11 protein-coding genes are annotated in these 15,389 nt (G+C 48.0%); 6 read left to right on the top strand and 5 right to left on the bottom strand.

Annotated elements, in window-relative coordinates:
• Positions 1-67: 67 nt before the first annotated feature.
• The 4 genes from OCU14_RS03755 to map form a co-directional block, all read right to left on the bottom strand.
• Positions 68-2,248 carry a MucBP domain-containing protein gene (locus tag OCU14_RS03755; RefSeq protein ID WP_261809857.1) on the bottom strand — a complete coding sequence of 727 codons (2,181 nt, stop codon included), beginning with the start codon at positions 2,246-2,248 and terminating at the stop codon, positions 68-70.
• 489 nt (positions 2,249-2,737) lie between these two features.
• A complete protein-coding gene (locus tag OCU14_RS03750) occupies positions 2,738-4,897 on the bottom strand; it encodes a MucBP domain-containing protein (RefSeq protein WP_261809856.1) in 2,160 nt (719 codons plus the stop codon).
• A 447-nt stretch (positions 4,898-5,344) separates the two neighbouring features.
• Positions 5,345-6,214, bottom strand: coding sequence for a hypothetical protein (locus OCU14_RS03745; protein WP_261809855.1), 870 nt, complete (start codon positions 6,212-6,214; stop codon positions 5,345-5,347).
• 28 nt (positions 6,215-6,242) lie between these two features.
• The gene (map, locus tag OCU14_RS03740) at positions 6,243-7,031 is read right to left on the bottom strand and encodes a type I methionyl aminopeptidase (protein ID WP_261809854.1); all 789 of its coding nucleotides are present in this window, start codon (positions 7,029-7,031) and stop codon (positions 6,243-6,245) included.
• Positions 7,032-7,481: 450 nt separating this feature from the next.
• Here map and OCU14_RS03735 point away from each other — a divergent pair, with 450 nt between their 5' ends.
• The 3 genes from OCU14_RS03735 to asnA all read left to right on the top strand — a co-directional run bounded on the left by OCU14_RS03735 (position 7,482) and on the right by asnA (position 12,455).
• Positions 7,482-7,814 carry a nuclear transport factor 2 family protein gene (locus OCU14_RS03735; protein WP_261809853.1) on the top strand — a complete coding sequence of 111 codons (333 nt, stop codon included), beginning with the start codon at positions 7,482-7,484 and terminating at the stop codon, positions 7,812-7,814.
• A gap of 375 nt (positions 7,815-8,189) precedes the next feature.
• A complete protein-coding gene (locus OCU14_RS03730; protein ID WP_261809852.1) occupies positions 8,190-10,862 on the top strand; it encodes a KxYKxGKxW signal peptide domain-containing protein in 2,673 nt (890 codons plus the stop codon).
• A 585-nt stretch (positions 10,863-11,447) separates the two neighbouring features.
• On the top strand, positions 11,448-12,455 hold the full coding sequence (gene asnA / locus OCU14_RS03725; RefSeq protein WP_261809851.1) for an aspartate--ammonia ligase: 1,008 nt from the start codon (positions 11,448-11,450) through the stop codon (positions 12,453-12,455).
• Between the two features lie 316 nt (positions 12,456-12,771).
• On the opposite strand, the gene OCU14_RS03720 is transcribed toward asnA, so the two are convergent.
• A complete protein-coding gene (locus OCU14_RS03720) occupies positions 12,772-12,942 on the bottom strand; it encodes a hypothetical protein (RefSeq protein ID WP_261809850.1) in 171 nt (56 codons plus the stop codon).
• A 231-nt stretch (positions 12,943-13,173) separates the two neighbouring features.
• On the opposite strand from OCU14_RS03720, the gene OCU14_RS03715 reads away from it, so the two are divergent.
• The 3 genes from OCU14_RS03715 to OCU14_RS03705 all read left to right on the top strand — a co-directional run bounded on the left by OCU14_RS03715 (position 13,174) and on the right by OCU14_RS03705 (position 15,379).
• The gene (locus OCU14_RS03715) at positions 13,174-14,001 is read left to right on the top strand and encodes an undecaprenyl-diphosphate phosphatase (protein WP_261809849.1); all 828 of its coding nucleotides are present in this window, start codon (positions 13,174-13,176) and stop codon (positions 13,999-14,001) included.
• A 270-nt stretch (positions 14,002-14,271) separates the two neighbouring features.
• Positions 14,272-14,673, top strand: a complete 402-nt coding sequence (locus OCU14_RS03710; RefSeq protein ID WP_261809848.1) for an aggregation-promoting factor C-terminal-like domain-containing protein — start codon at positions 14,272-14,274, stop codon at positions 14,671-14,673.
• Between the two features lie 181 nt (positions 14,674-14,854).
• Entirely contained in the window at positions 14,855-15,379 is a 525-nt protein-coding gene (locus tag OCU14_RS03705) for a hypothetical protein (RefSeq protein ID WP_261809847.1), read from the top strand.
• Positions 15,380-15,389 lie beyond the last annotated feature (10 nt).

The raw sequence follows: 15,389 nt of genomic DNA, 5'->3' as shown, positions 1-15,389 counted from the left end.
ATACGCACTATTTAATTGGACTTAGTTTAGCATTTATTTTCTGGAAAAAGCAACCACAACTTTCAAATTAATTGTGACGCTTGCTCCGGAAACCAGCTAATCCTAAGGTAGCCACTAAGATCGCCATGCCTGCGGCAATCCAACTAGCAGAAGAAGCTTCATTGGTTTGTGGCAAAGTGGTCTTGGCCGTCTGTTGAGCAGCAGCCGTGTTCTCATGGCTAGCTAACATCGTGGCATGACCAGCCTGAGCTTTCGCAGCTTGACCACCCTTGTTGGCAACAGTGTTAACAACCTTATCACCGTCACCACCGTTAACAATCTCACCATGTCCCGTTTCAGGCTTTGCACCTGGTTCTTCAATCGTCGCGCCATCCCCGCCGTTAGCTAATGAGCTGTAAGTGAAGGTGACCGTTGAACCAGCCGTAGTGTAAGTCCCAGTGACGGAACTTGGACTCGTCAATTGATAGCCATCTATTTCGGGTGCGGTGACCGTGTAGCTGTCCCCGACCGTCCCAGTTTCAACGTGTTGACTGATAACATTCCCATTTTCATCGACGTTAACCACCGTAACCGTCCCGGTAGTCACACCTGGGGTTGGGTCAACTGGCGTGACAGGATCGATGGGATCCTCACCATTGACGATGTTGAAGGTCAGGTAACCAAAGTAACAGTTATCACTCGTGTTGTAGTTAGCATTTTCCAGGAAGAGGGTGTAAGACCCATCTGGCACATCGCCAACAGCTGTCATGGTAAAACCTAATGGATTGTCTGCATCGGCACTGAACTTGAAGAGTGAAGAGGCATCGGTCTGTGTCCGCGCCCAAGCATCAACAGCAGCACCTTTCATGCCAGCGGTTGGGGCCCCAGAAACGACCGTCGCGCCGGAAGAGAAGCGCAGTGGCACAATTGCATCAGTCTGGTCAAGCTTACCATCGGAACCTTGGATCCCGACCACGACATCCGTCAGAGGATCAAAACTTTGGACCTTTGGCGTCAGTTTGTAGGTCTTGCCAGTAACAGTTTCATAATAAACCGCCACATAGCTTAAGCCACTACCAAAGTGATTTTCCATTCCCCAGAACTTTCCATTGTAACCACTGAAGTCTGGCAGAATACCACTCAACTGGTTATCCTGAACATCGAGCTGAGTTAATCCAGCCCAGGTACTTGGGGCGGGTAATTCCCCAGTCAATTGGTTATCAGAGACACGTAGAACCGTTAACTTCGACAGCTTTGTCGCTGGCGTCAAATCCCCCGTCAGTTGATTGCTAATCAGGTGTAACCCAGTCAATTCCTGGTAGGCTTCAATTCCATCCAAGGTTCCAGTGAGACCGGCATGACTAACCACTAACTCTTGTAACTTAAGATTCTGTTTTAAGTACGTGTTTAAGAAAGTTGCCAGATTCATATTGAGATTCATACTCTTACCTGAACCATCAAGCTGATAATCTACCAAGTTAGGAGCAAAGCTCATATCAATTAAGCCATTGTCAGGTAAGGCATTGTCCCAGTGAAAAGAGTTCATGTTGGTGAAGTACTGAAGTCCTGTGAGATCTTGAATCTTACCGTAACCAGCCGAATCGGTACTCAGATAGGCGAAGTTAATGCCATCCGAAACATACTGATAGAGATTAGCAGGGGTCACAAAAGCATAAGCATTGTGATTAACATTTGCTTCAAACTGTTTAACCGCAGAAATTACCCAGTTCTGCGTCGCTTTGTCTGGCATCCATTCATCAGCGCTTTGACCCACAATGGATGGGGCTTCCTTAACCAAGTTTGCCCGACTCTTCATCCGTGACTGTTGTAAAGTTTGTGCTGGTTGTTCATCTTGAGTCGTTTCACCTGGTGTCTTGACGTCAGAAACAATAGTCTTTTTTCCAGATTGAACAACGTCTTGACCTGGTTCATTATCCTGCTGAACATCTTTTTCGGGAGCGGGTTCATCGGACTCAGAAGCTTCAGGCTTCTGAGTCTGGTCAGGATCACTTAACTTATCTGACTGAACGTCATTTTTATTAGCTTCTGGTTTAACGTCGTCCTTAACTTCAGGCTGTTCACTGGAGTCATCCTTAGCAACCTCAGTCGTTGCGGGATCGGCTGCTGGTGCGACATCCGCCTGTGCTGTCGTGATTCCCGTCAAGCCTAAGCCCAACGCAATAACCGTAATGCTAGCGTAAACCCAGCGCTTGCCAGCCTTGTAACTCTTGTAGTGTTCCTTGGCTTGTCCCATCATTGGCGTTCTCATGATTGCTTCCTCCTCGTGAAGTAAACCTGCCCTAGTCATTCTTTTATGTATTCGTTTTCAATTTTGCCTAAATAAAAAACAAATCTCGTTGTTGTTTCCTCACACATTTTCCAATGTGAGTAGTTTTCCTTACAAATCTATTATAGCTGAATAAGAAAGCTTTTCAAGGACTAATCGTCAATTACGTTGACTAATTTTAAGTTGAACGTTTTACTTTAAAGAATCCTTTTATCTCGGGCAATAAGTTATCATTTCTAGATACCGATAGAAGCGTGTACTATCCACATTTGTGGCGATGGGTAAGGACATCCTAAAAACGGATGTCAGCTAGTTATGACACTTTACTTTCTCTTTTAAGACACCCCTTTCACCTTTTATCCGGGTATGAGTGAGATCTAATTCTGCCAAAAAATAAAAGGGACGATGCCCAACGGTATCGTCCCTAACAACTATGTCATTTTAATTCAGCCTATCGGTGAGTTTTCTCGCCTAATTATGACGCTTGTTTCGAAAAACAGCTAACCCCAAGGTGGCAACCAAGACAGCCATCCCCGCAACAAACCAACTCGTAGAAGAAACTTCATCAGTTTGCGGTAAAGTCGTCTGGATAGACTGTTGGCTAACTGCCGAATTCTCATGGCCGGCTAAGGTTGCGACGTGCCCAGTTTGTGCCTTTGCAGTCTGACCGCCATGATTGACAACCTTATCGGCATTCCCATCGTTAGTGATCAAACCATGCCCTGTTTCGGGCTTTGCGACAGGCTCTCCAATTGCCGCACTATCCCCATCCTGGTCTGACGTTTTGTACGTAAAGGTAACGGTCGAGCCAGCTGTCGTATAAGTTCCAGTCACTGAACTTGGGCTCGTTAATTCATAACCATCCAACTCGGGTGCGGTAACCGTGTAGCTGTCCCCGACTGTCCCGGTCTCGACGTGTTGGCTAATGACATTGCCATTCTCATCAACGTTAACCACCGTCACGGTCCCAGTCGTGATACCCGGTGTTGGATCCACTGGCGTAACGGGATCGACTGGGTCTTGGCCATTAACGATGTTGAACGTCACGTAACCCAGGTAAGTGTGCCCAGCACCATACTTGGAACTGTAAACGTAAATACTGTAAGTGCCATCTGGGACATCCCCATTGGCTGTCAGCTTGAAACCTAAGGCGTTGTCTGGGTCGGCACTAACCGTGAACAATGATGAGGCATCCTGCTGGGTCTGTGCCCATGCATCGAAGGTGGAGCCCTTCACGTCAGCCGTTGGCGTTCCCGAAACAATGGTCCAGCCATTACCAAAGCGAGATAGTGCCAAGGTATTGTCCGGGTCAATCTGACCGGTGGCATCCTGAACCCCATTGACAACATCCGTGATGGGGTCAAAACTCGTCTGGGTTGGCGTCAACGTGTAAGTCTTGCCACCAACTGTCTGATAGTAAACCGATTGGGTACTGTAGGTCCCCGTACTGAAGTGATTATCATCCGCCCAGAAACTCCCGGTGAACCCGGTAAAGTCTGGCAAATCGCCACTCAGTTGATTATTTTGAACGTTGACTTGTGCTAAATTAGTCCAATTTGCTGGTGCCGGTAACTTACCCGTTAACTGATTACCATCCACAAACAATTGCGTCAAATTTGGTAATTGAGTCAGTGTAGAAAGCTCTCCCGTCAGCTGGTTGTTAGAGAGCCGCAGCTGAGTCAAATCCTGGTAAGCCGCCAAGCCGTCCACAGAACCGGTCAGTCCGGTATCGGTTAAGTCTAATTGTGTCAGTTTGGTGTTTTGACTCAGATACGTGTTCATGAAAGTCTTGGGACTCATTTGCATATTAATCTTCACGGTCCCCGAAAAATCACTCCCAATCAACATGTAAGTCTCGAGGTCTGGGGCAAAGCTCATATCGATTAGACCATTGGTGGGAACGTTGTAGGCCCACTCAAAGGCGGTCATCTTGGTAAAATACTGTAGCCCTGTCAGATCATGAATTTCACCGAAAGTTTTAACGTTGGTCTTTTGATAACTCAAGAACAGGGGTGCACTGACATATTGGTAGAGATTAGAGGCGTCAATTGTTAGAAATTGATTGTGTTCCGCCTGTTTAACCGCGGCAATCACCCAACCCTGAGTTGCCTTATCTGGCATCCACTCATCGGCATTCTTGCCTACGATGGATGGGGCTTCCTTGACCAATGTGTTGGGGCCCATCATCCGTGAACTTCTTAGCTTCTGTGATGCCGGTTGTTCGTCGTGGGTCGACTTGTCTTGTGACTCAACATCCGGAATGACATCAGACTTTTCTACAGATTGGTCGGGTGCTTGACCCGGTTGTTTATCCGGCGTGACATCCTGCACAGGATCTGGCGTCTCGGCTGGTTGCTGAAGCTTGTCAGCATCATCTAGCTTGCCTGCCTGGTCATCATCCTTTGTGGCCTCCGGTTTAACGTCATCCTTAACTTCCGGCTGATCAGGTTGGTCCTTCGCAACCTCCGTCGTGGTGGGGTCGGCAGCCGGCGTGACATCTGCTTGTGCCGTCGTGATTCCCGTTAGACCTAAGCCCAACGCAATAATGGTTATGCTGGCGTAAACCCAGCGCTTGCCAGCCTTGTAACTCTTGTAGTGTTCCTTGGCTTGTCCCATCATCGGTGTTCTCATGATTGCTTCCTCCTCATGAAGTGAAATCTGCCCTAGTCAGTTTGCTCATGTATGCGCTTTCAATTTTATTTAAATTATCGAGCAGCCTGCATTATTAATTCATTTATTCGCCACATATTTTAAAATATGGATAATTGTCTCTACAACTGTATTATAACTGAACCAGAAGGCATTTCAAGGATTAATCGTTAATTAGATTGACTAGTCTCCAGGTTAAACGTTTTATCACGAATAAGGGCTGTCATCATTGCCATCACGCGATTCCATCAATCTCAATTCAGACTGTGATTTGAGCCGATCGGACTATTTGCCGACGACGATCGGTCTGTCCTAGTTATCTCAATTTACTTTCTATCAGCCAAACTTTCGAACCGGGTATGAACGAGATCAACCTTCTATCTACAAAAAGGGCGACACCCGCAGGCATCGTCCCATACAATTCTTCAATTAAGGTCGTTGATCAACAATCTCACTGCCAGTAACCCGATAAACCAGCTGATCGTCGATGGTCCGAACTAGCGGATCAATCATCTCAGCCCACAGCGGATTGGTTGTGCCATCCGCCAAGATCCGTTCGGTCCGCCGGAAGTAGACGCGAGCCCCCTTGGCTGGCTGAAGGGCCACTAATTCTGGCAAATCCAGAACAGCGGCGCGGTTACGTTTGTTAATTTGGATATAGTTTATCAAGGCCTTGGCCAGATCACCCTGAATATCCACGATGTGCTTGTCTTCACCCAATGGCAGGAAAGAGTTCTCCGGATCCCCCACCAACGTCACGTAACTCTGCCAGTCGTTGTGCACCGGCCAATCATGCCCGGGATTCTTGCTCAACAATCGACGCGTTGGCGTGTCAATATAGGGCAGATGATTTTCAATGGCCTGCCCGTCACCCAAGTAGGCCGGGGTCGCCTGAAATTGTTGCTGGAGGGCCGCCAACGTCAATGGCGGATTATCCAACTGCCATTTCACCTGTGCCTGAACCGTCATCACGGTATCAATCTGCACATGAGTGGCATTCTTCCATGACGGCCGTCCCTTCTCTGGAGCTGGCAGTGCCAGAAAGATAATTACCGATCCCACCGGAACATCCTCCAGTAGGGATCCCTGATAGCGATTGCCATGGGCATGACAGAACGTGTAGAGAAAGTTCGGCGCCCAGACATAGGGATCTTCATTGTCGCCGCCGACAGCGTCCACCCCAATGGTCAGATCGGTCTCGGCCACGTGCACCGGGACTTCCTGGCGGACATTGTGCGGGACTAGGAACACCCGTGGGGCATCCGCCAGCAGCTCCGTTAAAGTCTTCTGTTGTTTCATCTTTCTTAACCCAACTTTCTTGACTGACCTATGGTAACAAATATTTAGCGTCGCGTTCGTGGTCAAATGACGTTAAAATCTTTGGCCCATCTTCGGTCACCACTAAGGTGTGCTCGTACTGACAGCTCAGGCTGCCATCGACCGTGTGAATCGTCCAGCCATCGTCATCCGGGCCGGAACATTCGTAGGAACCTACGTTAATCATGGGTTCAATGGTAATGGTCATCCCCGCCTTAAGGCGTTTGCCGTGACCGGCCTTGCCATAGTGTGGCACGTCAGGACGTTCGTGCATCGTCGGTCCAATACCGTGGCCGATGTAATCACGAACCACGCCGTAACCTAGCTGATTTTCCGCATAGTCTTGAATGGCAAAACCGATATCCCCGATACGGTTACCTACAACCGCCTGGTCAATTCCTAAGTAAAGCGCCTTGCGCGTCACGTCCATCAACTTTTGAACCTCGGGCGACGCCTTACCCACCACGATGGCGTGGCAAGCGTCGCTCAGGTAACCTTTGTAATCGATCACCGTGTCGAGCTTGATGAGATCGCCATTTTTAACGATGATATCCTTGCTGGGACAACCGTGACAGATGACATCGTTGACACTGATACACGTCGAGTACTTGTACCCTTCGAAGTTCAGTTCACCAGGTGTTGCCCCGTGACCCACGATGTAATTGTAAGAAAAATGGTCGATGTCCCAGGTGCTCATCCCCGGCTTAATGTAGTCCTCTAGTTCGTGAAACAGGCCCGCTAAAATGTCGCCCGCCGCCTGCATCCCCGCGATTTCGCGGTCTGATTTTAATGTAATCATGTGTCCTCCTGTGAATTAAAAATGATTACCTCTCAGTATACGCTTGCGATCGCCTGGCGCCAAAGGAAAAATGGACTGAATGACTACCGGAAAGTTTTGACAAACGCCTTACGCCACGCCGATACCACTAATAGTTTCAACACGAGCGATGATGAGTTAACAACCATACTTAGTCGAAGGGGGCCAGGGATGAAACCAGCCGTGAAGGTGTTGTTAGACCGAGTGTTGTTTCTCGGCCTTACAACACGGGCGAATTTGAAGACGCCGACCCTGGCGGCTTCAAATCGAGCGAGAAGCCCACAGGGCTGAACCGCCCCCCACAGCAGGTGGAATCCCTGGCGGCCGCAGACGACCAATTTAGGTGGCCCATAGTTAACGCCTCAATTCGTTGACTTTTCAAGGATGAGATGGTTTGATAAGACTATCTTGAACCACTAAGGAGTCTTACTGATGGATGATTTAACGTTACCCGCTGCGATTACGGCCTTCATCAACACCACGAATGCCAGCGATTCCGCCGGCTTTGTCGCCTTATTTACCGCCGATGCCGTGTTAAATGACTGGGGCACCGAGTACCATGGCACAGATGGGATTGCTTCCTGGAACCAGACCGACAATATTGGCAAACAATCGCACTTCGAACTCGCCGACTTTCGTCAAACTGATCCCCAGACTTGGATCGTCGACCTAGTGGTCACCGGAAATGGTTTCAACGGCACGAGTCCGTTCCAGTTCACGATTAGCGAAGACCACCTCCAAGAAGTTAAAATCCTACCAGATTAATCCTGAAGTTTGGGCGAGCACGCGATGCTCGTCTTTTTATTTGCTGGTAACAGCCGTAAAGACCTGTGATATGGGCTAGTTTACGAACTTTTAGTCAGTAAATAACGCCATATAGGCAAGATATTTTTAGCCCGTTCGAGCCTGTTTTCTCGCGGTATAAAAGGCCTCGTCATTAGGCTAAATTGTCGCTATGTGCCTGACAGTTTGACAATCACTACGCCTGTAAACCGTGGGATTGCTTTTACGGTTTAATCAATGTGTAAATAAATAGTTTTGTGGTAACATTACCTCTATAAGAAACCATTCGACCGCAGCGTTCTCCTCGGATTTTTCAACCGTCAGCTGCACGGCTAAAATGAGTGAGGAGAAATCACGATGAACATCCGCAAAATTGAGGACCATTCACAAACCACTAAGCTTCATTTCAAACTTTATAAAGCAGGAAAATTATGGCTGGTGGGCGCCATTGCATCCGGCGTTCTCGTTGCGGGATTAAGTGTCTCAACCACTGCCAACGCCGCTACAAATGACGACAATGACAATACCGCTGAAGTCGCTGATTCAAGGACAGTCACCCCTAAATCGGTAAAGCTAACAACATCATCCGCTGCTCCGGCTACATCTACTGCTGAGCCAGCTCATTCTGTGGCTAGTCTGGCTTCGTCTACTGCTGAACCAACCAATTCTGTCGCTAGCCAAGCTTCGTCTGCCACTGAACCAGCGCATTCTGTCGCTAGCCAGGCTTCGTCTACTGCTGAACCAGTTCATTCTGTCGCTAGTCTGGCTTCGTCTACCGCTAATCCAACGCATTCTGTCGCTAATTCAGCTCTGTCTGCTGCTGAACCAGCCTCCTATTTTCACACTAATCGAATGCTTAAGATGTTGTCTCCTGTCGCCGAAGATACCCCCGTTGTAAAAACCGGTAAGGACATCAATGGCGTACCGGTAACCGGAACCCTCGTCACGACGCAGCCCCGTTTAGGTAATTTTTATGTGAGTCTTGGTGGTAGCAAATATGTTCCCTACGATTCGATGGCCTTAGTTGGGTTAGTCCCCTATGACACGGAAAACTTTCCTCCCGCTGATTTCCCCGAAAGTGTCTATGCCTTTTACGTTATACTCCCTGTTTCGATCACAGCGACGTTAAACCATGTTCAAGATGCTGCCGACGCTTATGTCAAAAAGCTTCAAGCCGATGTCAATCCCACGACCGGCATCCCCTACGTCAACGTCTCGAGCCTCACTGTCTCTCAACTCAGTAACACCAGTGACGGACGTCAGGTCTTCTACTTCAAACCGAACGCTGGAGCCCAATTCACTGGCAAGGATGGTGTCCAAGGATTTTCTAGTCAAATTCACATGGAGACCCTAGTTTCCACGGCACCTTCAACCGATTCTCAAACATACACTTCTTTGACGGTTAATAACCCTAGCGACCCTAATGACACTGCCCATCCTAGTGGAACACCAATTGAGTCGACGACTACCGATGTGCTTTACATGGGTATTGGTGATCAAACCTATGCCGACACCAGTAGCGGCTATATGAGCCTCAACGCAATCAACCTTTTTGGACCTAATGCGGCTGACTGGCCGGATACTAATTTAGTCGGTATTTGGAAAAATAACGGTGCTGATGTCTACGCCAATTACGGAAAACTCGATTATGTCGCGATTAAAGTACAGAGTAGGTTCCAAGTTAGCTTGACCACTACCCCTACAAAAACACAATATAGCGGCGTCGTCTATCAAGGTGACCCTGGAACCCAATTTAACCCTGCCGAAATGATGAGTACGACGGTCGATAAAGCGTACACTAGTCGTTATTGGCGGCCACAATACATGGGAACCGACCCCAACAATCCCGTTGCACAGGCACGTCCAACTACTGCCCTGTTAGAGCCAACCAAGATTGACTTGAAATCCATCAGCGATACAACGCCAGTTCCCGGTCAAACTTATTATTTCTACACAAATTATATTCAAACTAAGCTAAATTCTAGTGATAAAACCTATTATGCTGGAAATACCAATACTTGGGATCCTGCTGAGACCTTGAGTGGACTTGCCCCTGATGGTAGCATTCTGACGGTAGACCAAGCCATTGCTGGTGACACACCTGATTTGGGAAAAATCATTATGACGATTAAAGATAGTGATGGGAAAGTTATCACACAAGCAGATCTGCAAAAAGATATACAGAAGCCTGGAACCTATACTGTGACCTACGAGTATGACGACGCCCAAGGCAATAACAACCATTACGCTTCAGGAAATCAAGTAATTTCGACGATCGCCACATCGACAATCACGGTCAAACCAGCAGAAAGTACCTTAACCGTAGCGGACCAAACCATCACAGCCGGAACCAAGTGGACGCCAACTGACGCCATCACTGGCCAAACAGCTGTCGACGGGACTGCCATTACGACACCATCGATGGGCAGCGCAGCCGATGGTTCCACGCTTGCGGTTACTATCACGGATAGTGATAACAACACGATCGATCCAGCCACCTTTGACGCTAGCACGCCAGGGACTTATACCCTGACCTTCACGTACACGGATGCCAACGGTAATGTCGTGACCCCTGATGCGGTTACGCTGACTGTCAATGCGCCAACCATTCCCGATAACGGTGGCAATACCACGACCGGAAACACTAATACAGGTAGCACCACAACCAATCCTGGTACGCCGGGTACTGGCACGACAACGCCAAGTAAGCCAACGACGCCTTCTAAACCAACGACACCCACAAAGCCAACCACACCAGCCAAACCAATATTGAAGACCGTTCACGCACCTCAGGTTACACCTGTACCCAAACACCCCGTTGAACACCCAATGGCCATGGGTACCGCACCCGCAAAGGGCGTTCAAACGACCGGTGGTCATGCGATGACGACCTCAACGAATGCTGGTCAATCAGCTAACAACGACACGCTGCCACAAACCAGTGAGCAGAACACACCGTGGTTAGCCGAATTGGGGCTCGTGCTCTTGGCTTTAAGTCAAACTCTCGTGGTTCGACGGAAACAAGATTAACTGAACAGAATTTCTAACGCGTTGCGGTCATCAGGCTGTGACGCGTTTTTCTTGAACTGGGATTTTCTGACAACTACTGTGACAGCTTCCCCTACAAGTACTAACGAAATCCGCCGCCAGTTTTTCGCATATTTTCAAAAACTTTTTTTAAAACTGTGAAAACTCTTAGAACAACAAGGTTTTGGTCACGATTTCATAAGAAAATTACTCATTTCTTTTTAATTTTTCTGTTTACAAATCAAAAAAAGATGCTAGTATAGGTTTCACAAGATAAAAGACGGAGGAAAGACAAGTACGATTCGTCAACCTGCCAGTGAGTTGGGAGCTAGTGAAAACCCAATCAGCGTTGACCTATCCGAATAACACTTTCTTAGTTGCTGACCGAACCAACTTAGGTTGAAGTAAGTTAAGCCGTGACCGATACGTTACCATCGGTGGAGTATGATTGTACTCCAATTGAGCTGGTCTATTTTAGATAGACAACTTGGGTGGTACCGCGAAAGTAGCCTTTCGTCCCTTGATTTTCTGAGGGGACGGAAGGCTTTTTCTTTTGTCTTAATCCAACACGTAAAGGAGAAATGGACCATGCATTTAATTATTCCAGAATCATACGAACCAAAGCTGTCGGTTAAAGAAACGCAAAAGGCTATCCGGTACATCCGTGAAACCTTCCAAGACGAATTCGGTGACCAATTAAATCTGTCACGGCTGTCCGCACCCATGTTTGTCGACAAGGCCACTGGGCTGAACGATAACTTGAACGGGGTTGAAAAGCCGGTCTCCTTTACCATGGCTGACATGGGCGATGCTCAAATTGAAATCGTCCACTCTTTAGCGAAATGGAAACGGGTCGCCTTAAAGCGTTACGGCTTTGACCTGCACGAAGGCCTCTACACCAACATGAACGCCATTCGTAAGGACGAAGACCTGGACAACTACCACTCCGCTTACGTTGACCAATGGGATTGGGAAAAGGTGATTACCAAGGAAGAACGGACGCTCGACACATTGAAACAAACCGTTCGGACCATCTTCAAAGTAATCAAGCACATGGAACACGAAGTTTGGTACAAGTTCCCTCAAGCGGTTCACCACTTGCCCGATGAAATTCACTTCATCACGACTCAAGAATTGGAAGACCGTTACCCTAAGTTCACGCCTAAAGAACGGGAAAACGCCATTACTAAAGAACTCGGCTGTGTCTTCTTAATGAAGATCGGTGGGGAATTAAAGAGTGGCAAACGTCATGATGGCCGGGCCCCTGACTACGATGACTGGGAGTTAAACGGGGACATCCTCTTCTGGTACGAACCTTTGAACCAGGCCATGGAAATCTCCAGCATGGGGATTCGGGTCGATGCCGACTCACTGCGTAAGCAACTTAAGTTAGCTGACGCCGAGGACCGTCTGACCTTGCCATATCACCAAATGGTCTTAAATGAAGAAGTCCCATTCACCATCGGTGGTGGGATTGGCCAATCCCGGCTGTGCATGTTGTTACTGGGTAAGGCTCACGTGGGCGAAGTGCAAGCTTCCCTCTGGCCACAAGAAATGATCGACAAATGCGAAGCTGCTAACATTCATTTACTGTAAACAAATAGCCATGATTCGCCTTTAATTGGCGGATCGTGGCTTTTATTTTGTGCTAAATAAATGAATGGAAGGCCGCCTGCGGCTGCCAGGGATTACGCCTGCTGTGGGGACGCTTCAGCCTGAAAACCAGGCTTCTCGCTCGATTTGAAGCCACGAAGACCACGTGTCTTCAAAGTCGCCCGTAGCGTAAGGCCGAGCAGAACACTCGGTCTAACGCTACCTCCACGGCTGGGGCCATCCCTGACCTCCTCCGGTTACATTGGCCTTTGCCAAATAAACAGCCATTACACAATTTCGTGCCTTCATCACCAATACATTATTCTTTACTCTCATTTGAATTCGTCAACTTTGATAGACTATCTTTCCAGCTTGAAAAGGACTCAAAGGTTTCTCCAGTGCCATTTTTACTTTCCTGAATTGCCTTCCTAGTTTCTTCTTTTAGTTTCCGTTTCCCTTTTTCTTCAGAAATATCTCGTTTTCTATCCACCTAATACCTCCTTAGCGGCCTAAGTTTCTTCAATATAAGTAGTATATCGCTAACACATATCGATGTATTTCAATTGGACTTACACAAATGCTTCTTTCTATCACACTGAATCGTCCCATTTACCAACATTTTACACAACCGCAATCTCACCTTTACACCAATTCGATACGATGAACCCTAACCGCTGTCACCTTGTGGCAGACTTATTCGTTCTAGAAAGAAGGACCTTGCGTGTTAGAAATCATTAAAGTGGTCATCTTGGGTATTATCGAAGGGATTACGGAATTCCTACCGATTAGTTCCACTGGCCACCTGTACTTAGCCGACGCCTTCGTGAAGCTCAACGAACCCACGGCCTTTATCAATATGTTTATGGTGGTTATCCAGCTGGGCGCCATCTTTGCGGTGGTCGTAATCTACTTCAATAAACTCAATCCCTGGGCCCCGCGGAAATCCAATCTGGAGCGGCACCAAACCTGGGTACTCTGGTTCAAGGTCATCATTGCCGTTCTGCCAGCGATCATCGTGGGCTTGCCGTTAAACGACTGGATGGATGCGCACCTCACAAGCTGGCAGGTCATTGCGGGCACCCTGATTGTCTACGGCATCCTGTTTATCGTGATCGAAGCCTACAATAAAACCAAGCGGCCCCGTTACACTGATCTCAACCAACTCCCAATCACGATGGCCGTCCTGATCGGTCTGTGCCAAGTGCTGGCCATGGTCCCCGGAACCTCACGCTCCGGTGCCACCATCTTGGGTGCCATCTTATTGGGAACCTCACGTTACGTAGCTACCGAATTTTCCTTTTTCCTGGCCATCCCCACCATGCTGGGGGCCTCCAGCCTGAAAGTCTTGAAGTACCTCATCCACGGCAACCATTTCACTGGCATGCAACTGGCAGTGCTCACGACTGGAACCGTGGTGTCCTTTCTCGTAGCCTATCTGGCCATCAAGTTCCTTCTCAGCTACATTCGTAACAATGACTTCAAGGTCTTCGGGTGGTATCGAATCGCCCTTGGAACCTTGGTAATTGCTTATTTTGGGTTGCTCAACTAATTATCTGACCCCAATATTGCCAGTTTGTTACAAGTTATGTGACAGCCGTTTGTAATATTTGAACGGCTGTTTTTTGATTTCTTAAGAACTTCTTAAGCCCGGTATCATAGGATCCTCAAGGAATTGAAGGCCCCACACCAATCAGGGCCAACCCTAACTCCCCAGATGTTGTGAAGTCCTTTTAACTGCCTGGTAACCGGCTGTTAACATGTTTGCAACATTTCTCCGGTATACTGCAATTAGCAATTAAGGGATGAGGAAGTTATCGAAATGTCAAAATTTAAAATTAAAATCGCAACATTATTATTACTATTTGGCTTCTCCTTCGGGACTCTTACCGATGTGACGGCCAACCTCATGCCTGAAACCACGACTACGGCTCAGGCATCGAGCAAGGTCTCCAAGAGCCAGGCAAAGAAAATCGCCGAAATCAATAAGAATCTTTCGAAAAAACAAAGATCTGCTAAGAATTGGATCGCTAAACGCGAATCCGGCTACAACTACTCCGCTCGTAATGGTCGTTGTTACGGTCGTTACCAATTATTGAAGTCTTACCTGCACGGTGATTACTCACCTGCTAACCAAGAACGTGTTGCCAACAACTACGTCAGTGGTCGTTACGGCACTTGGACGAAGGCTAAGCGTTTCTGGCAGAGTCATCACTGGTACTAAAATAGCGTCGGCTGTTCGTACCTTATCGCTACATAGCACAAATCATCAGGGTTCTTGTTTGGACATAGAATTGACTGAGTAACTGACCGACTAGCTGGGGCTAGCCGGTTTTTTATTTTTGCGCTTTTAGTCCTTAACGACTAAACTAGAAAACATAATTATTCTGAGAAAGGACCAGCCAATGTCTAAGAAAATCTGGGCCACGAGTCTAATGATCATCCTGGCCAGCCTTACGTTGACGGCCTGTGGAGCTAAGACAACCCCCACACCTCATCAACCCCAGCCAACGACCACCAAGCCAAAAGTAAAACCGCTGACCGTCTCGGAACTGCAACACGATAAGTCATTGACCTATGCCGCCATCATCTACTTTGCCATCCACCACACCAAGCTCCCTCGTTGGCAAGAGGTGGCTGACATGCAGGCCGGCTGGCAGGTCGAGATCTATCCCCACAAGGACAGTCGCAAGTATTTGGTCTGGCCGGATCAACACATGACCAGCGCACAGAAAAATTTGGCCCCCAACTGGTTTACCATTAAGAACCAACAAGTTCTTTACGACAGCTTCATCGTCCACTCCTTTCGAAAGGATCAGACGGCCACGACGACCCTATCCAAGATCGTCAAACAGCTCAACCACGACCACGTCGAGAAAAAAGTTCGGCACATGCCACACAATCTGGCAGTCGTTAATCATTCAAAATAACCAAAACAGG

Source organism: Levilactobacillus humaensis (assembly GCF_024345185.1).
GTDB classification, from domain to species: domain Bacteria; phylum Bacillota; class Bacilli; order Lactobacillales; family Lactobacillaceae; genus Levilactobacillus; species Levilactobacillus humaensis.
Note: the sequence above shows the minus strand (reverse complement) of the source record. Positions and strands in the feature narration are given on the sequence as shown.

What these genes read in the sequence shown, in the direction of transcription:
- OCU14_RS03735 (WP_261809853.1), top strand. Translation starts at nt 7,482, where the DNA reads ATGGATGATTTAACGTTACCCGCTGCGATTACGGCCTTCATCAACACC.
- OCU14_RS03705 (WP_261809847.1), top strand. Translation starts at nt 14,855, where the DNA reads ATGTCTAAGAAAATCTGGGCCACGAGTCTAATGATCATCCTGGCCAGC.
- OCU14_RS03745 (WP_261809855.1), bottom strand. Translation starts at nt 6,214, where the DNA reads ATGAAACAACAGAAGACTTTAACGGAGCTGCTGGCGGATGCCCCACGG.
- OCU14_RS03710 (WP_261809848.1), top strand. Translation starts at nt 14,272, where the DNA reads ATGTCAAAATTTAAAATTAAAATCGCAACATTATTATTACTATTTGGC.
- asnA (WP_261809851.1), top strand. Translation starts at nt 11,448, where the DNA reads ATGCATTTAATTATTCCAGAATCATACGAACCAAAGCTGTCGGTTAAA.
- OCU14_RS03730 (WP_261809852.1), top strand. Translation starts at nt 8,190, where the DNA reads ATGAACATCCGCAAAATTGAGGACCATTCACAAACCACTAAGCTTCAT.
- map (WP_261809854.1), bottom strand. Translation starts at nt 7,031, where the DNA reads ATGATTACATTAAAATCAGACCGCGAAATCGCGGGGATGCAGGCGGCG.
- OCU14_RS03755 (WP_261809857.1), bottom strand. Translation starts at nt 2,248, where the DNA reads ATGAGAACGCCAATGATGGGACAAGCCAAGGAACACTACAAGAGTTAC.
- OCU14_RS03750 (WP_261809856.1), bottom strand. Translation starts at nt 4,897, where the DNA reads ATGAGAACACCGATGATGGGACAAGCCAAGGAACACTACAAGAGTTAC.